Genomic DNA, 17,665 nt, shown 5'->3' with positions numbered 1-17,665 from the left:
GGCACATGTCCGATTCGACGCGTATACCTGCCAAGCCGACCCTCGATGGCCTCGAGGCGCGCTGGGTAAAGGTATGGGACGCCGAAGGGACCTACAGATTCGACCGGACCGCTTCGCGGGACGACGTGTTCTCCATCGACACGCCGCCGCCGACGGTGAGCGGGGCACTGCACATCGGCCATGTGTTCTCCTACACGCAGACCGACGCGATCGCCCGCTACCAGCGCATGCGCGGCCGGGTCGTGTTCTACCCGATGGGCTGGGACGACAACGGCCTGCCGACCGAGCGGCGGGTGCAGCTGACCTACGGGGTGCAGTGCGACCCGACGCTGCCCTACGACGAGCACCTGGTGATCACGAAGACCCCCGGTGGCCCGCCGCAGAAGATCAGCCGGCGCAACTTCATCGACCTGTGCAAGCGGCAGACCGAGGTCGACGAGCAGGCGTATGAGCAGCTGTGGCGCAACCTCGGCCTGTCCGTGGACTGGTCACTGCTCTACACCACGATCGGCGACCGGGCGCGGGCCGCCGCGCAGCGCGGGTTCCTCAACAGTCTCGAGCGCGGCGACGCGTACGCGGTGGACGGCCCGACGCTGTGGGACGTGACGTTCGGCACCGCCGTGGCCCAGGCCGAGCTGGAGGACCGCGAGCGGCCCGGCGCCTACCACCGTGTCCGGTTCGGCGACTTCGCCGTGGAGACCACCCGGCCGGAGCTGCTGCCGGCGTGCGTGGCGCTGGTCGCGCACCCTTCGGACGAGCGGTTCCAGCCCCATTTCGGCAGCACGGTGCGCACGCCACTGTTCCACGTCGAGGTGCCGCTGCTCGCACACCCCCTGGCCGACCCCTCGAAGGGCAGCGGCCTGGTGATGGTGTGCACGTTCGGCGACCTGACCGACGTGACCTGGTGGCGGGAGCTCGACCTGCAGACCCGCACCGTCATCCAGCGCAACGGCCGGTTCGGGCTGCAGCCGCCCGCCGACGTCGACGAGGACCGCTACGCGCTGGTCGCCGGGCTCACCGTGCACCAGGCGCGGGAGAAGGTGGTGGCGGCGCTGCGGGCATCGGGGGAGCTGGAGGGCGAGCCGCGCCCGATCACGCACGCGGTGAAGTTCTACGAGAAGGGCGAGAAGCCGCTCGAGATCGTGGGGACCCGGCAGTGGTACATCCGCAACGGCGGCCGGTCGCCGCAGCTGCGGGCCGCCCTGCTGGAGCGCGGGCGGGAGCTGCAGTGGACGCCGGCGCACATGCGCACCCGCTACGAGCACTGGGTGGAGGGCCTCACCGGCGACTGGGTGATCAGCCGGCAACGGTTCTTCGGCGTGCCGATCCCGCTGTGGTATCCCTTGGACGCCGACGCCCATCCGATCCACGACGAGCCGATCGTGCCCGCCTCCCTGCCGATGGACCCGAGCAGCGACACGCCGCCCGGCTTCGAGGAGTCGCAGCGTGGCCAGCCCGGCGGGTTCGTCGGCGACCCTGACGTCATGGACACCTGGGCGACGTCGTCGCTGACGCCGCAGATCATCGGCGGCTGGCTCGACGACCCGGACCTCTTCGGCCGGGTGTTCCCCATGGACCTGCGCCCGCAGGCGCACGAGATCATCCGGACCTGGCTGTTCTCGACGGTGCTGCGCGCGCACGTGGAGCACGGCGTCCTGCCCTGGAAGCGGGCCTCGATCGCCGGCTGGATCGTCGACCCGGACCGCAAGAAGATCGGCAAGTCCAAGGACAACGCGCCGGACTCGCCGGAGGCACTCCTGGAGCGGTTCGGCGCGGACGCGCTGCGGTACTGGGCGACCAGCGCCCGGCCGGGCGTGGACACCGCGCTGGACCTCAACCAGATGAAGGTCGGCCGGCGGCTGGCGACGAAGCTGCTCAACGCGAGCCGGTTCGTGCTCGGCTTCCCCTCCGGCGCGTCGTTCGTGGTCACCGAGCCCGTGGACAAGGCATTGCTGGCCGCGCTGTCCACGGTGGTGGCCGAGGCGACGGCGGCCTTCGAGGTGTACGACTACGCGCGTGCTCTGGAGCGCACCGAGCAGTTCTTCTGGTCGTTCTGCGACGACTACCTGGAGCTGGTGAAGGCCCGTGCCTACGGCGAGGTCCCCGGCAGCGACTCGGCCCGGGCCGCGCTGACGACCGCGCTGTCGACGCTGCTGCGGCTGTTCGCGCCGTTCCTGCCGTACGTGACCGAGGAGGTCTGGTCCTGGTGGCAGCCGGGCTCGGTGCACCGCGCTCCCTGGCCCACCTTGACCGACTCTTCGGACATTTCGCCTTTGTCGGTTGCGACCGCGGTGCTGGCGGCGGTGCGCAAGGCGAAGTCCGCCGCCCAGCAGTCCATGCGCGCCGAGGTGGCACTGCTGGAGGTGACCGCCCCCGCAGCGGTGCTCGAGCAGGTGCGGGCCGACCTCACCGCCGCCGGCAACGTGCGCGAGTGGGCCGTCACGGACGCACCTGAGCTGTCGGTTACCGTCACGTTGTGATGGAACTCCAGGCCATCGGGGTCCAGCACCCCGCCGTGCGGCAGGTGCAGCACATCCAGAACAACACCGCACCCAACCGCTACAAGCTCTTCGTCGCCGAGGGCCTCTGGGCGCACAACATGCTCTTGGAGGCCAACGCGCCCATCGACACGTTCTTCTGGTGCCCGGAGGCCATCTACGCCGACGAGGCGCACCGCCGGGCTGCGGAGATCGCCGAGCGGGCCGAACGGTCTTTCCGGGTGTCGCTGCGCACGATGGAAAAGATGTCTGAGCGCGACAAGCCCGACGGCCTGCTGTCCCTGGCCGCCCTGCCCCGGTGGGAGCCTTCGGATCTCCGATTCGGCAAGACGTCGCTGGTACTGGTCGCCGACGGCGTCGAGATCCCCGGCAACCTCGGCACGCTGATCCGGTCCCTGGACGCATGCGACGCCGACTGCCTGGTGCTCACCAACCGCAAGACCCGGCTGACCCATCCGAAGGTGATCCGCGCCAGCCAGGGCACGATCCTGACCGTGCCGACGGTGGAGTTCGAGGAGACCGCCGACGCCGTCGCCTGGCTCGACCGGCACCGCTTCACGGTCCTGCTCGCCGACACCGACGAGGCGGTCAACTACCGCCAGGCCGACTACTCAGGCCGCACCGCCCTGGTCGTCGGCAGCGAGCGCTACGGCATCGGCAAGGAGTGGTACGGCCACGGCTACCAGCGCGTCGCGGTGCCCATGCTCGGCTCGGGCGACTCGCTCAACGTCTCGGTCTCTGCCTCGGTCCTGCTCTACGAGGCGAGGGCCCGCAAGTCCGGCTGGTAGAGCAGTGGGGGATTCTCGCCCCACACCCCCAGTGCTTCGCTTCGCTCCTCACGACAGGTCTGACGTCCAATCTCGAGTCGAGACCCCATCCGGCCCCTCCCCGACTCGCCCCCGGCTTCGAACCTGATCTCGCCCGACATCCTCGTGATCCAAGTCGCGTGGTGGTCGTGCAGGCGGCCGCCGGGCGACTTCGATCAACCCGCCCGTGATCGAAGTCGTGCGCTGGCCGCCCGGATGACCACCACGACCGGCTGACGCAGTCGCGGACAGCCGCAACGGGGCGCGGTCGGGCCGCAGTTCGGGGCGCGGTCGGGCCGCAGTTCGGGGCGCGGTCGGGCTACAGCGGGACGCAGTCGGGCCGCGGTCCGGGGCGCCGGTCGGGCGTTGCGCGTGACGCCCTCGTGATCCAAGTCGCGTGGTGGTCGTGCAAGCGACCGCGGGACGACTTCGATCAACCCGCTCATGATCGAAGTCGTGCGCTGGCCGCCCGGATGACCACCACGACCGGCTGACGCAGTCGCGGACAGCCGCAACGGGGCGCGGTCGGGCCGCAGTTCGGGGCGCGGTCGGGCTACAGCGGGACGCAGTCGGGCCGCGGTCCAGGGCGCCGGTCGGGTGTTGCGCGTGGCGTCCTCGTGATCCAAGTCGCGTGGTGGTCGCGCAGGCGACCGCGGGACGACTTCGATCAACCCGCCCGTGATCGAAGTCGTGCGCTGGCCGCCCGGATGACCACCACGACCGGCGGACGCAATCGGGACGCAGTCAGGCCACGGTTCGGGGCGCCGGTCGGGTGTTGCGCATGGCACCCCTCGTGATCCAAGTCGCGTGGTGGTCGCGCGGGCGACCGTCGGACGACTTCGATCAACCCGCTCGTGATCGAAGTCGCGTGCTGGTCGCCCGGATGACCACATCGACTGGCGGGCGCGGTCGGGACGCAACGGGACGCAGTCGGACCGCGGTTCGGGACGCAGTCGGGTCGCGGTTCGGGGCGCCGGTCGGGTGTTGCGCGTGGCGCCCTCGTGATCCAAGTCGTGTGGTGGTCGTGCGGGCGACCGTGAAGCGGCTTCGATCACCGGGGTGCGTGGCCTGCGAGACGGGTCGATGAGCGCGTGCCCGTGATCACGGAACTTGGATGGGGCTGGGGGAGCCGCTGGAGTTCCGTGATCACGGGGGTGCGTCGGGGGTGGGCTACTTGGGCTGGGCGGCCTGGCCGCGCAGGGAGATGGCCTGCAGGAAGATGTCGCCGATCTTGGCGGGGTCGGGGGCGACGAAGGTGCCGCCGCCGATCGCGTCGGTGATCTGGCGCATGGCGCCCTCGCCGACCTTGTCGCCGATGCCGATGAGGATCACCTGGATCGGCTTGGCGGGGTCGGCGGTGGCCTTGAGCTCCGCGATCAACTGGTCGAGGGAGAGGCCGCCGGCGGGGTCGTCGTTCTCGCCGTCGGTCATGACGATGAGCGAGTTGATCCGGCCCTGGTCCCAGCCGCTCTGCACGGCCTTGTAGCCGGCGAGGATGGTGTCGTAGAGGGCGGTGTCGCCGTTCTGCTTCGGGCGGATCCCCTGCAGTGCCTGGAGACACTGGTTGCGCTGGCTGACCAGTGGGCCGATCGGCACCAGCTGCTTGTAGTCCTTCGCGCCGTCGAGCTGGGTGGAGAAGGTCCACACGCCGAGGGCCCAGGAGTCGTCGAAGAGCTGCATGCCGCGGCGGGCCGCCTCCAGGGTCACCGTCATGCGGTCCACGCCTCCGGCGGTGGGGACCTTGGTGAGCATGGAGCCGGAGACGTCGATGACGGCGAGCATGCGGGCCGGCAGGGTGATCGCCTGCCACTTGGTCAGCAGGCCCTCGATCGCGGCCGGCTCGGGGACCTGGCTGGCCGTGAGCGCCGGCGGCGCGTTGGTCGGCGTCTGGAAGCCCTTGCCGGCGGCGCCGTCGGAGCCGCGGAGGCCGACCGCGCCGAGGCGGTCCCGGAAGCCCTCGCCGCCCAGCGACTTGAGCAGCTGCTCGGCGACGGCGGACCGGTCCTTGTTGAGCACCACGAACGGGTAGTCGAGCGCGACCGGCGCCGGCTCGGCGTAGATGGCGGCGATGCGCACCGGGGGCTGCTGGGCGTTGTACTGGATGACCGCCTGCTCCGACAGCGGCGCCACGGTGAGGCCGGCGCTGAGCGCCTGCGGGTCGGAGCCGCGCGGGAACTTCTGCATCAGGTCGTCCCGCAGCGAGGACCGGCCGGCCGCGAGGGCGCGCAGCGCGGCGGTCGCGATCTGGGTGGCCTGGGTCGCGTTGCCGCCGCCGGAGGCGGTCGCCGCCGCGGCGAGGGTCATCAGGCCGGCGAGGCCGGTCGAGTCGCGGCTGGGCTCGACGATGCCGAGCTTGACCTTCTGGTCGCCGGACACCTTGGCGATCAGGTCGGTGTACTTGATCTTTGCGTTCGGCCAGCCGAAGGACGTCGTCGCGATCGGCTCCGGCACGGCCACGACGATCGGGCTGCGGGCGATCGGCTTGGCGCTGGCCGGCACGCTGGTCGGGTTGGCGGCGCGCAGGCGCTGCAGCCACAGCGACGAGTCGGGCACCCACACGTCGGGGATGCGGGTCTTGCCGTTGGCCTGGCCGACGCCGGTCAGGGACTTCTTCGAGGTCGCGGCGATCGCGGCGGCCACGTCGGCGGGTGCGGCCTCGATGACCTCGACGTCGACGCAGGCGTCATCGGACTTGGCCTGCGCGGACCAGTCGGCCACCTGCAGCTTCAGCGCGGGCGCGATGTCGGCGGGCGCACTGATCGAGAGCTTCGTCGACGAGCCGCACGATGCCTGGGAGAACTTCCGGAACGCATACCAGCTGCCGGCGAGGACAACGAGCACGGCGACGGCGGCGGCGCCCATCTTCAGCGCTGCGCCTGACGACCCCGCTGAGCGGTGGCGACCTTTCACGGCTCTTATCCTCCGGACCGGCGGCCTCTGCGGCCTTGTACCTTCGGTTGGAAATCACTGACGGTACGCATCCCAACAAACGAACGCCCAATCTACAAGGCGCCGAAGAATCGTAGTTAAACGAACACGGCTCGCAATCACGCCCGGACAAACCGCCGTAAGCAGGCATTCCACTCGCGCTTAAATCTGCCCTAATCGATCTCAAGCGTGCCCGGTCGATTACGCAGGGTCACAACGAGTGGTCGGTGGTCGGAAAAGGGCACCGCTGGACTCGCCACCTGAAGGACCCGCGGGAGGCGCTCGATCCCCTGCCGATCGGCGAGCACGTGGTCGAACTGCACACGTGGCGCCGAGGACGGGTAGGTCGGCACGCCCGCGAGACGGTGCCAGCCGGAGAAGAGCCGGGGCAGCCCGCCGGGGAGGTTGAGGTCGGCGAGCAGCACGCGCGGTGCCGGCATCGCCCGCAGCGCCCAGCGGACCAGCTGGAGCTGCCGCACGTTCCATCCCGGCACGAATGACAGGTGCGTGGTGGCGACCGTCACACGTCCGATCGGTGTTTCGAGCACCGCGGCGATCAGTACCCGCGGCTCGTCGTCGAGCAGCATCAGCCGCGGACCGGCAGCCAGACCTACGAAGGTCGGCGAGCGCAGCGGGGCGGCGGGGAGCCTGGTGACCCGCCATTCGAGCACCGGATACCGGCTCACCAGCGCGACGCCGTAGTGCGGGTCGGCACCGTCCTGGTCCGCGTCGGTCGCCACCCGGAAGCCCACGCCCGGCGTGCCGACCACCGCCGGCACGAACAGGACCTCCGGCGCGCCCAGCGCGTCGGCGGCGATCCTGGCGAGGTCGGCGTGGCCGCTGCGGTGCTGCCCCCGGTCGACCTCCTGCATGCCGAGCACGTCGGCGTCGAGGCCGGCGATCGCCGCGTGCACCCGGTCCGCGTCGACCAGCCCGTCGGCGAGGGACCGTCCGTGCATGAGATTGAACGTGCCCAGCCGCATGTCTCATTGTCGCCGCTGCAGCTTGCGCACCGCGGCCCTGGCGATCGTCTCTGTCTCGGCCGGGTCGACGCCGGGCTGGCCGAAGTGCACGATCGTGCAGGTGGTGCCGCCGACCCGGATCGCGACCAGGTAGCCGCTGAGCGTGTACGCGTCGTCGCCGGCCCCGCCCGACGCGGTCATCCGCAACGCCGCGGACTCGTCGCCGAGCCCCGGCAGGCCGCCCTCCGCCACCGTGACACTGGTCGTCTCGCCACCCGCGTCGGTGTCGGTGAACGCGGCACACCGGCCACCGAGGTCCCGCACTACACCCGGCGCACCGGCATCCTCGGCCAGCTCCTCGGCGAGGAAGGGGCCCGACCCGCCGGCCTCGAACCGGACGCCCGTGCCGCCGTCACGGAACCGGTTGAGCAGCACGTCGCAGCCGGGCACGCTCACCGAGCCGATCGCGCTGACCTCGGGCGCCGCCTGCGGCGGGCTGGTCACATAGCCATCGGGCAGATCCTCGACCGTGAGCATCACGCTTCCGGCGGTGGTACGCGAAGACTCCGGCTCGACGGGTGTCGAACCGGAGTCGCAGGCGCTCACAGTCAGCGTCAGCGCGCTGAGGAGGATGGCGGCGGTACTGGTCATCAAGCGCTGACGGTCGGCTGCGAGCCCTGGTGCAGCGGGGTGCGGGCGCCGGTGGCCAGGTTGACCGCGGTGATCCAGGAGTGGCCCTGGTGCGCGGCGGTCAGCACGCCGGTCCGAGTGCCGGCGTAGACCATCTCGCGGTCGCCGGCGGCGCCGACCTGGCGGCGGTTCGCACCGTCGACGTCGGCCTCGGTGACCCGCACGGCGGTGCCGTCCTCGGTGTACATGGTCCAGGTGACCTTCTGCCCGTCGGCGCGCCACGCCGGCACGACGCCGAAGCCGCTGGTGCCGCTGCCGCCACCGCCGTAGTAGTCGATGGCACGCTCGGTGCCGGAGTCCACGTTGCCGATGCTCAGGCAGTTGTCGGCGATCGACTCGCACTCGCCGCCACGGAACGCGATCCTGCTGCCGTCGGGCGACCAGGCGACCGCGTCGTCGGTCCGCAGCCGGTCCACCAGGTTCGGCCCGGTGGCGGGGTACGCCTCCTCGGGCTGCTCCATGACGTAGCCGACCTCGGGTGCGGCCTGGTCCCGGCAGGAGGCGGGGAAGAGCGGCTCGGAGGCGGTGCCGCCCTCGGTGCCCACCCGGAAGACACCCGGGCCGCCGGTGCAGGACAGCGCCGCGTAGGCGATCCACCTGCCGTCGGGCGACCACGACGGCCCGCCGGCGGTCCGGTCGCTGACCTGGTGCTTGTCACCGCCGTCGGCGTTCATCACCCACACGGTGTCGTTGTGCAGGTACGCGAGCTTGCTGCCGTCGGGCGAGAACCGCGGCCGGGCGTTGACCTCGTCCTCGGTGAGGCGGACCTCGTCGGTGCCGTTGCTGCTGTAGATGACGCCGGCCCGGACGTACGCGACGGTCTTGCCGTCGGTCGCGGCGGCAGAGGCATGGGCGGCGGTCGAACCGATCATCGTGCCGAGCCCCGCCAGAGCGGCGAAACCTGCGAGCGTGATGGCCTTCGTGATCGCGTTGCCGTTCATCCGTGCCCCCCGTGTTCCCGTCTCTTCCGTGTGACGCTGAGACCATCGGCGCAACCGTGCCGCACCTAAACGGTTCCCCACCCAGAACTTCACGCAAATTCCACCAATCGGACACAACCCACATTCCGCCACACGGACCTCTTCGGACGGGCCGCCCCCGCCGGACGGCCCTGCCTCCGCGTCTCGCGCGAATGGCAGGCGAACAGGACGACAGACCTGAACTGCCCGGAACCTCGCGCCGGGGTCTTCAATCGCCGCGCGCACGCGCGTGTTCCGGCCGCGCGAAGCGCAGGGCGTGCGAGCGAAGCGAAGCATTGGGGGTGTGGGGTGAGAATCCCCCACTGCTCTTCCGGCCGAAGGCCGCCGCGGAAGAAACAGCAGAACAATTTGCACTCTCAGTGCCTTTTCAGGACCGTGTCTCAGGGGCGAGGATCGGAGGCATGACTGACACACAGGCCCGCGTGGCGATCGTGACCGGCGCGGCCCGCGGCATCGGGGCCGCGACCGCACTCCGACTGGCGGCCGACGGGCTCGCCGTCGCGGTGCTCGACCTGGACGAGGGCGCCTGCAAGGACACCGTCGAACAGATCCGTGCGGCGGGTGGCACCGCCCTGGCCGTCGGCGCGGACGTGGCCGACTCCGCCGCGGTGACCGCCGCCGTGACCCGGGTCGCCGACGAGCTCGGCCCGCCGGTGGTGCTGGTCAACAACGCCGGCGTGCTGCGCGACAACCTTCTGTTCAAGATGAGCGACGACGACTGGGACACCGTCATGGGCGTGCACCTGAGGGGCGCGTTCCTGATGAGCCGGGCGGCACAGGTACACATGACGACGGCGAAATTCGGGCGGATCGTCAATCTCTCCTCGTCCTCCGCGCTCGGCAACCGCGGCCAGGCCAACTACTCCGCGGCGAAGGCCGGACTGCAGGGCTTCACCAAGACCCTCGCGATCGAGCTCGGTCCGTTCGGAGTCACCGTCAACGCGGTGGCGCCCGGCTTCATCGCCACCGACATGACCGCCGCGACCGCCTCGCGGATGAAGGTCGACTTCGAGGCGTTCCAGACGGCGGCGGCCGAGCGGATCCCGGTCCGCCGGGTCGGTGTCCCCGCCGACGTCGCGCACACCATCTCGTTCCTGGCGAGCGAGGGCGCGGGGTTCGTGTCCGGGCAGGTCATCTACGTGGCCGGCGGCCCTCTCAACTGAAAGGGCCGATCATGACCCCAGCACAACGCACGAGGGACTTCCTGGCCGCGCACGACCCGCACGCGCTCGCGCCGCTGGACTTCCTGCGGGCCCGCTTCGACGCGGGGCTCGCCTGGGTGCAGTTCCCGGAGGGGCTCGGCGGGCTCGGGCTGCCGCGCGAGGAGCAGACGGTCGTCGAGGAGGCGTTCGCCGCGGCGGGTGCCCCCGACAACAACCCACGCCGCATCGGCATCGGGCTCGGCATGGCGGCGCCCACGATCCTGCGGCACGGCACGGACGAGCAGCGCCGCCGCTGGCTGCGCCCGCTGTGGACCGGCGAGGAGGTGTGGTGCCAGCTGTTCAGCGAGCCCGGCGCCGGCTCCGACCTGGCCGGCCTGGCCACCCGCGCGGTCCGTGACGGTGACGACTGGGTGGTCGACGGCCAGAAGGTGTGGACGTCGATGGCGCACGAGGCGCGGTGGGCGATCCTCATCGCCCGCACCGACCCGGCCGTGCCGAAGCATCAGGGGATCACGTACTTCGTGCTCGACATGACCGCGCCCGGTGTCGAGGTACGCCCGCTGCGCCAGGCCACCGGTGAGGCCGAGTTCAACGAGGTGTTCCTGACCGGTGTCCGCGTCCCGGACACCGACCGGCTCGGCGCGGTCGGCGAGGGCTGGGCGGTCGCGCAGACCACGCTGATGAACGAACGGGTCGCGATCGGCGGCGGCGCGTCGCCCCGCGAGGGCGGCATCATCGGCGTCGTGACGGACCTGTGGCGCAAGCGGCCCGAGCTGCGCACCCGGGCGCTGCACGACGCCCTGCTGCGGCTGTGGGTGGACGCGGAGGCGGCCCGGCTCACCGGTACGCGGCTGCGCCAGCAGCTGACGGTCGGGCAGCCGGGGCCGGAGGGCTCGGCGGCGAAGCTGCTCTTCGCCCGGCTCAACCAGGAGATCTCCGCGTTGGAGCTGGACCTGCTCGGCGAGGAGGGGCTGCGGCACGACGAGTGGACCATGCGACGACCGACGGTCGTCGACTTCGCCGGTCGGACGGCGGGCTACCGGTACCTGCGCGCGAAAGGCAACTCGATCGAGGGTGGCACCTCGGAGATCCTGCGCAACATCGTCGCCGAACGGGTCCTGGGACTGCCGCCGGAGCACCGGCTCGACAAGGACGTCGCGTGGAAGGACCTGCCCAAATGACCGACCTGTTGTACAGCGACGTGGAGGAGGAGCTGCGCGCCAGCGTGCGCTCCCTGCTGGCCGCCCGCGCCGGGTTCGAGGCGGTGCTGGCGCGCATCGAGTCGCCGGAGCCCGTCGACCTGAAGCTGTGGCGGGCCCTGGCGGTGGACCTGGGGGTGGCCGGCCTGCCGGTGCCCGAGGCCGAGGGCGGCGCGGGCGCGTCGTGGCGGGAGACCGCCGTGGTGATGGAGGAGCTGGGTCGCAGTGTCGCGCCGGTACCGTTCCTCGGCAGCTCGGTGCTCGCCGTCGCCGCACTGCTCGGCACGGGCGACCCGCTGCTCGACGCGGTCGCCGCGGGCAGCCGCGTCGCGACGCTGGCGGTGCCGCTGTCCGCCTCTGCCGCCGTGGTGTCGGTGACCGCCGACGGTGACCGGCTCGACGGCACCGTGACCAGCGTCGTGGATGCCGGGTTCGCCGAGGTACTGCTGGTGCCCACCGCCGCCGGTCTCTACGCGGTCGAGGCCGCCGACGCCGAACGGGTGCCCGTGGTGAGCTTCGACCTGACCCGCCCGCTCACCGACGTCACGCTGCGCGGGGTGACCGGCCGGCTGGTCAGCGCCGACGCCACCGCACCGGTGGAGCGGGCGTTGCGGGCCGGGGCGGCACTGCTGGCCTCCGAGCAGCTCGGCGTCGCCGAGTGGTGCCTGACGACGACCGTCGACTACGTCAAGACGCGGCGGCAGTTCGCCCGGCAGGTCGGGTCGTACCAGGCGATCAAGCACCGGCTCGCGGACCTCTGGGTGAGCGTCACGCAGGCCCGCGCGGTGGCCCGCTACGCGGCGGACTGCCTCGCGACCGGGGACGCGGACCTGCCGGTCGCGGCGGCCCTCGCACAGGCGTTCTGCTCCCCGGTGGCGGTCAAGGCCGCCGAGGAGTGCGTCCAGCTGCACGGCGGGATCGGCTTCACCTGGGAGCACCCCGCGCATCTGTACCTGAAGCGCGCCCGCTCCAACGCCGTGACCTTCGGGTCGGCCTCGGCCCATCGTGCGGCGTTGGCCGACCTGGTGGCGATTCCGAGCTGAGCTACAGGAGGAGCCGGGTCAGCGACTCGGCGACGCAGACCGGCTTCTCCTGGCCCTCGCGCTCGATGGTCACCTTGTTCTTCAGCTGGAGCCAGCCCTCGCCGAGGTCGTCGGCGACCAGCAGCTGCACCGTGGCGCGCACCTTGGAGCCGACCGGCAGCGTGGCGGGGAAGCGGACCTTGTCCAGGCCGTAGTTGATGCCCATCCGGACGCCGTCCACCCGGTACACCTCGGAGGCCAGCACCGGCAGCATCGACAGCGTCAGGAAGCCGTGGGCGATGGTGGTGCCGAACGGCCCGGCCGCGGCCTTCTCGGGGTCGACGTGGATCCACTGGTGGTCGCCGGTGGCCTCGGCGAACAGGTTGATCTGCTCCTGGGTGACCTCCCGCCAGCCGCTGTGGCCCAGGACCTCACCGACTGCCGCCAGCAGCTCACCCGCACTCGCAAACGTCCGCATGCCCTTGATCCTGCACACACGGTGCAACATCCGTCAACGGCTAGGCACGAGTGCGGCGCGGAGCGGCGCATGGGGGGGTGTGGGGTGGGAACCCCCCACTGCACTTACGGCGAAGCCGCTGCGGAAATGACCGACGGCCGGTCCTCTGGATGAGGACCGGCCGTCGGGTTCGATCGGCGTGACTACGTGCCGATGCGGTTGAACTTCAGCGTCACACCGATGTCGGTGGAGACGATGGTCGTGCCCGGGACGGCCGGGGTGACCACTGACGTGGTGACCTTGCCCGAGCCTGGGAACAGACCCTTCACCGTGACGGTGTAGGACGTCGACGCACCGGGCACCGGGTCGCTGCTGGTGACGTAGAGGTCCGTGGTCGGCAGCGTGTTCAGGGGAAGACCCTGGCCGCCGGTACCGGCCTCGTTCTCCGCGCCGACGACGAGGTCCTGGCCCGAGGGCAGGCTCGCGATCGTCGCGAAGTCATACGAGAACGCGATGTCCTGCGCGCCACCCGAGCCCAGCCACACCTGGAAGGTCCGGCCGTTGGTGGTGCCGAAGTCGTTCACCCGCCACTCGACCACGATCCAGGTGGAGACGCCGTCGGTGAGCACGTTGACCAGCAGGCCAGTCGCGCCGGTGCCGTCGAGGTCGGTCCAGAACGGGGCGAGGACGTTGTTCGGCTTCGCGGGATTCGGGATCGGGCTGATGTCACAGCAGTTGTTGTTCTCGTTGCTGTCGTCACTGCCCGGATACAGGTATCCGTTGGAGTCGATGGTGAGCGAGGTGTACTCGACACCGTTGTACTTGAACGGTGGCACGTTGAACGTCGTCAGGTTCTCGTCGCCGACCGGGGCCACGAGCGTGCCCCCGAACAGGTCGAGCGGGATGTACCCGGCGATGGTGCCCGGGGCGATCGACGGCGTGCCCGCAATCGCGCCGGCCAACGGGGCGTTCTTCTTCTCCGCCTTGAACAGGTTCGTCACCGTGGCACCGCTCGCGCCGACGATCGGCAGGTTGAGCGTGGTCGTGGTGGTGAAGTCCGCCGTGGTGTCGTTGAAGGTGCCGTTGGTGGCCGTGACCGTGCAGGTGCTGTTCTGCAGCAGCGTCAGCGACGCCGGGCTGCACGCCTGGGTCACCGTGACGTCGCCCTGCTGCGGGATGAACGCGACCGGCAGGTGCAGCGCCGGCACGCTGGAGCTGAGCGGCTTCAACCGGACCTCACCGAAGTACTGCGCCTTGGGGGCGCTGGACTTGATGGTGATGTTGATGGTCGCGGTCTTGCCCGGTGCGACGGTGAAGATGGCCGGCGAGACCGTGATGGAGGAGCCGGCCGGCGAGGTCGTCTCGACGCGGTAGGTCTGCGTCTTGTTGGTGACGTTCTTCGCCGTACGCACCGCGGTGAGCTTGCCCGGCATGACCGGGGCGTTCACCGACGGCAGGTTGATCTGCACCGCGTTGACCGGGTCGTTGCCCAGCGCGAACAACCGGTCGGCCGTCTCGTCGAAGGTGAGACCGGGGTTCGCGGCGAGGTTGACCTGGACGCGACCGGCGCCGAGATCGAACGGGTCGGCCGGAGTCGTCCCGTTCTCCTTCTTCACGTTGGTGGTCGCGGTGGTCATCAGCGAGGACTTGATCTGACCCGGGGTGAAGTCCGGGTGTGCCGCCTTCTCCAGGATGGCGGAGCCGGCGATGTGCGGCGACGACATCGAGGTGCCCGCGATGGCCATGAAGTACTGGCCGGGCGGGCCACCCGCCGCGTCGTCCAGGACCGGCGTCTGGCCGGCCAGGATCTGCGCGCCGGGCGCGGTGATGTCGGGCTTGATGAACTGGCCGCCGGGGCCGCGCGACGAGAAGCTCGTCATCACGTCACCGGTGCCGATGACCTTCTCGCCCTGGGTGAACTTCGCCTTGATGCCCGGGTGGGCAGAGACGTAGTTCAGGAACGCCGTGCCGTCGGCCAGGTGCACCGCAGGCAGCCAGTGGTTGTCGCTCAGCGCGTCAGCCGCCGGGTTGTTGTACAGGATCATGCCGGCGGCACCACCCTGCTTGACGTTGAAGCCCTTCAGGATGCGCCCGGGGCTGCGCTGGCACGCCACGATCTTGCCGGCGAAGATCCCGGGCGGGGCCGGAACCTCACAGGTCGGGTTGCTGTACGGCGGAGCCGACGCCAGCACGACGTTGGTCGGGGTGCTGATCCCCTGCGTGATCGAGATGCCCTTCAGCACGGTCTGGGTGCCGTCGGTGGAGCTGACGGTCAGGGTCGACTCGAAGGAGCGCTTCTGCGTCGACGCCGCGACCGTGGTGACCCAGCCCGACAGGTGGTCGGCCGTGGACGCGCCCGGACCGGCGTTGCCGGCGGAGGCGGCCACGAACACGCCGGCCTTGTAGGCGTCGAAGAACGCCAGCTCCACGACGTCGGTGTACGGGCTCGCGCCACCCGAGATCGAGAAGTTGATGACCTTGACGCCGTCCTTGATCGCCTGGGCGACCGCGGCGGCCGAGTCGGTGCTGTAGCAACCGGTCGCGCCACAGACCTTGTACACCGAGATCCAGGCACCGGGCGCGACGCCGTTGATCGGCCCCCGCTCGACGCCGAGGACGTTCGCCGAGGCGACCGGGTTACCGGCGGCGGTCGACGCGGTGTGGGTGCCGTGGCCGTCGGAGTCGCGGGCGGTGTACCCGAACATCTCCACCGGCTGGTTGGCGTTGTAGGTGGCCAGGAAGCCCTTGCCACCGATGAGCTTGTTCTGGCAGACGAACGGGTCGGCCGCCGGGGTCAGCGGGTTGTCGCCGAAGTCGCAGGCACGCGGGGTCCCGTCCGCCTTCGCGGGCGGGGCGCCGAGGTTGCCGTTGTCCTTGAACGACGGGTGCTCCGGCCACACGCCACTGTCGAGCGCGCCGAAGATGACGCCCTTGCCGGCGTTCGGCTTGCCACCGAGCGACGGGTAGACCTGGTCCGCACCGATGAAGCTGGTGCTGGAGTCGGTCTGCGGCGCGCGGGCCGCGTCGGACTGGACCGCCACGACGTTGTTGATCTTGAGGATCGCGCCGATCTTGTTGGCCGGCACCGTCAGTGCGATACCGCCGTAGACCGTGCGGAGCTTCTGACCGACCTTGGCGTCCGGTACCTGCTTCTTGAGCTCGGCGAGGAACTTGTCCTCAATTCCGGCGATGCGGCTTTCGTAACGCTGCTCCGCATTACTTCCTGAAAGCTCCTTGCCGGTGACCGACGGGCTCGTCGCCTCATATCCGGCGATGCTGCCGGAATATGTGGCGGTGGAGTCGTAGTCGAGCTTGACGGCAATCGACAGCTGGGTGCTGTCGGTGCGGTTGAGCAGGGCTGGGTCGGTCTTTGCCATGCGGCTCGTGGGTGACTTGGCGGTCGAGGTCTGCTTGACCAGCGAAGCACCCGGCACCGATGACAGGCTGCCGCGCTGCACCGGTGCTGCCTGACTCGGACTTGCCGAGACGATCACGAGCAGTGGCGGAACGAGTGCTGACACCATCGCGGCGCGCACCCATGTCCGTCGGCTCATCATGCCCCCTCTCATGGACGGGCTGTGTCCGAAGGGTTTGTGACTGGTTCCCCCGCGTCGCTGCTCCGGCGTGGCCCACCCTCGGTCTACGCGCACGCCGTCGCTGCATATCTCGAATGCTCGATATACGCCGTCACAACATGCCAGTTTTCGAGACCGCGGAACAGAGGCAATCACTCCGCAGAAAAGCGCCGAACAGGGGATGTAGGGCAATGTCGAGGGTTTACCGGGGCAGCCATTGCCGCATATCAACAAATTACAATGTCCGAGTGATCCGGAGTGCGGGGAAATTGTCGGTCGAGGAGTTTTGTATAGGTTCAGCATGAAACGACAAACCCGCCCTCTCGGGGCGGGTCGTCGAAAGCGGGACCGGTCAGGCGTCGTCGCGGTGCGGGTTGATGACCACGGTCTGGTCGGGGTCCTTCGGCGGCTCGGTCACCGGCCGCTGGGCGGGGACCTGCATCTGCGCACTCTGCGTAGTCGGCGGTACGGCCGGGGGCACGGTCGGGACGATCATCGTCGGTGCGTCGGCCGGGCCCGTGGACTCGGAGACCCGTGTCGCCGCCGCCTGCCTGGCGGCCTCGGCCTGCCGGGCCTCTTCGGCCTGCCGGGCCGTCTCCGCTTGACGGGCCGCCTCCGCCTGGCGGGCCTCCTCGGCCTGGCGGAGGGCCTCGGCCTCGGCCGCACGGCGCGCCTCGGCCTCCTCGCGGCGGGCCTGCGCGGCGGCCCGGACGCGCTCGGACACCGCCGGCGCCTCCTGCTCGGCACGGGTCAGCCAGCCCTCCCACCGCTGCTGCATCGGCCGGACCAGGCCGCCGCCGACCCCGACGATGAGGATGCCGGCGATCGTGGCGAGCACCGCGATCAGCACCGGCGTGGTCACCGACGTGGCGATGCCGATCTGGTTCAGCGCCGCGATGACGCCCAGGCCGAGGACGAAGCAGTAGCCGAGGTTGGCCAGCAGCCGCCCGTACGACAGGCCGCCCAGCGCACCCGACACCAGCTCGCGCAGGCCGTTGGCGAGCGCCGCGGCGACGACCACGATGACGATGGCGACGGCCGCCTTGGGCAGCCAGGACACCACGCTGTCGATGAGTTCGGAGACCGGGTTCGGGCCCCACACGCCGAACGCGATCTGCAGCGTGAAGAGCAGGACGGCGTAGTAGACGAGCTTGGCGATCAGGTCGCCGGCGTCGAAACTCGTCCGGGACAGTGCCCGCCCGACGCCGCCGCGATCGACCAGCCGGTCGAAGCCGGCCTTGGCCAGCAGTTTGCGGACCCCCGCCCGCAGCAGGACCGCGAGGCCCCAGCCGACCAGCAGGATGACGAGGAACAGCAGCAGTGACGGCACGAAGCGTACGACGTCGCCGAGGGCATCACGGACCATGCGGTGATGGATGCCCATC

General features: G+C 70.5%; 12 protein-coding genes. 5 read left to right on the top strand and 7 right to left on the bottom strand.

Going from position 1 to position 17,665, the window contains the following annotated elements; translation table 11 throughout:
- Window positions 1–5: 5 nt before the first annotated feature.
- Together valS and OHA72_RS09065 are read left to right on the top strand one after the other, a co-directional pair.
- Complete coding sequence (valS, locus tag OHA72_RS09070; RefSeq protein WP_327007383.1) at window positions 6–2,480, top strand: valine--tRNA ligase; 2,475 nt, start codon at window positions 6–8, stop codon at window positions 2,478–2,480.
- Complete coding sequence (locus OHA72_RS09065; protein WP_327011515.1) at window positions 2,480–3,286, top strand: TrmH family RNA methyltransferase; 807 nt, start codon at window positions 2,480–2,482, stop codon at window positions 3,284–3,286. The genes valS and OHA72_RS09065 overlap by 1 nt, the downstream gene beginning before the upstream one ends.
- A 1,188-nt stretch (window positions 3,287–4,474) precedes the next feature.
- On the opposite strand, the gene OHA72_RS09060 is transcribed toward OHA72_RS09065, so the two are convergent.
- The 4 genes from OHA72_RS09060 to OHA72_RS09045 all read right to left on the bottom strand — a co-directional run bounded on the left by OHA72_RS09060 (window position 4,475) and on the right by OHA72_RS09045 (window position 8,825).
- Window positions 4,475–6,166, bottom strand: coding sequence for a substrate-binding domain-containing protein (locus OHA72_RS09060; RefSeq protein ID WP_327007382.1), 1,692 nt, complete (start codon window positions 6,164–6,166; stop codon window positions 4,475–4,477).
- Window positions 6,167–6,405: 239 nt separating this feature from the next.
- A complete protein-coding gene (locus OHA72_RS09055) occupies window positions 6,406–7,215 on the bottom strand; it encodes an endonuclease/exonuclease/phosphatase family protein (protein WP_327007381.1) in 810 nt (269 codons plus the stop codon).
- Between the two features lie 3 nt (window positions 7,216–7,218).
- Window positions 7,219–7,848 carry a hypothetical protein gene (locus OHA72_RS09050; RefSeq protein ID WP_327007380.1) on the bottom strand — a complete coding sequence of 210 codons (630 nt, stop codon included), beginning with the start codon at window positions 7,846–7,848 and terminating at the stop codon, window positions 7,219–7,221.
- On the bottom strand, window positions 7,845–8,825 hold the full coding sequence (locus tag OHA72_RS09045; protein WP_327007379.1) for a TolB family protein: 981 nt from the start codon (window positions 8,823–8,825) through the stop codon (window positions 7,845–7,847). Before OHA72_RS09045 ends, OHA72_RS09050 begins: the two co-directional genes overlap by 4 nt.
- A 440-nt stretch (window positions 8,826–9,265) precedes the next feature.
- Between OHA72_RS09045 and fabG the strand changes: the two genes are divergently transcribed.
- From fabG to OHA72_RS09030, 3 genes are read left to right on the top strand one after another with little or no spacing between them, the layout of a single operon-like run.
- Window positions 9,266–10,027, top strand: coding sequence for a 3-oxoacyl-ACP reductase FabG (gene fabG, locus OHA72_RS09040; protein WP_327007378.1), 762 nt, complete (start codon window positions 9,266–9,268; stop codon window positions 10,025–10,027).
- A gap of 11 nt (window positions 10,028–10,038) precedes the next feature.
- On the top strand, window positions 10,039–11,208 hold the full coding sequence (locus OHA72_RS09035; RefSeq protein WP_327007377.1) for an acyl-CoA dehydrogenase family protein: 1,170 nt from the start codon (window positions 10,039–10,041) through the stop codon (window positions 11,206–11,208).
- Window positions 11,205–12,269, top strand: coding sequence for an acyl-CoA dehydrogenase family protein (locus tag OHA72_RS09030; protein ID WP_327007376.1), 1,065 nt, complete (start codon window positions 11,205–11,207; stop codon window positions 12,267–12,269). The genes OHA72_RS09035 and OHA72_RS09030 overlap by 4 nt, the downstream gene beginning before the upstream one ends.
- A 1-nt stretch (window position 12,270) precedes the next feature.
- Here OHA72_RS09030 and OHA72_RS09025 read toward each other — a convergent pair whose 3' ends face one another.
- From OHA72_RS09025 to OHA72_RS64570, 3 genes are all read right to left on the bottom strand, one after another.
- Window positions 12,271–12,726, bottom strand: coding sequence for a MaoC family dehydratase (locus OHA72_RS09025; protein ID WP_327007375.1), 456 nt, complete (start codon window positions 12,724–12,726; stop codon window positions 12,271–12,273).
- Window positions 12,727–12,908: 182 nt separating this feature from the next.
- Window positions 12,909–16,262 carry a S8 family serine peptidase gene (locus OHA72_RS09020; protein WP_327007374.1) on the bottom strand — a complete coding sequence of 1,118 codons (3,354 nt, stop codon included), beginning with the start codon at window positions 16,260–16,262 and terminating at the stop codon, window positions 12,909–12,911.
- A gap of 370 nt (window positions 16,263–16,632) precedes the next feature.
- Complete coding sequence (locus OHA72_RS64570) at window positions 16,633–17,646, bottom strand: mechanosensitive ion channel family protein (protein ID WP_442788544.1); 1,014 nt, start codon at window positions 17,644–17,646, stop codon at window positions 16,633–16,635.
- Window positions 17,647–17,665: the final 19 nt, after the last annotated feature.

Origin of the sequence: Dactylosporangium sp. NBC_01737 (assembly GCF_035963215.1) — a bacterium.
GTDB lineage: Bacteria > Actinomycetota > Actinomycetes > Mycobacteriales > Micromonosporaceae > Dactylosporangium.
Note: the sequence above shows the minus strand (reverse complement) of the source record. Positions and strands in the feature narration are given on the sequence as shown.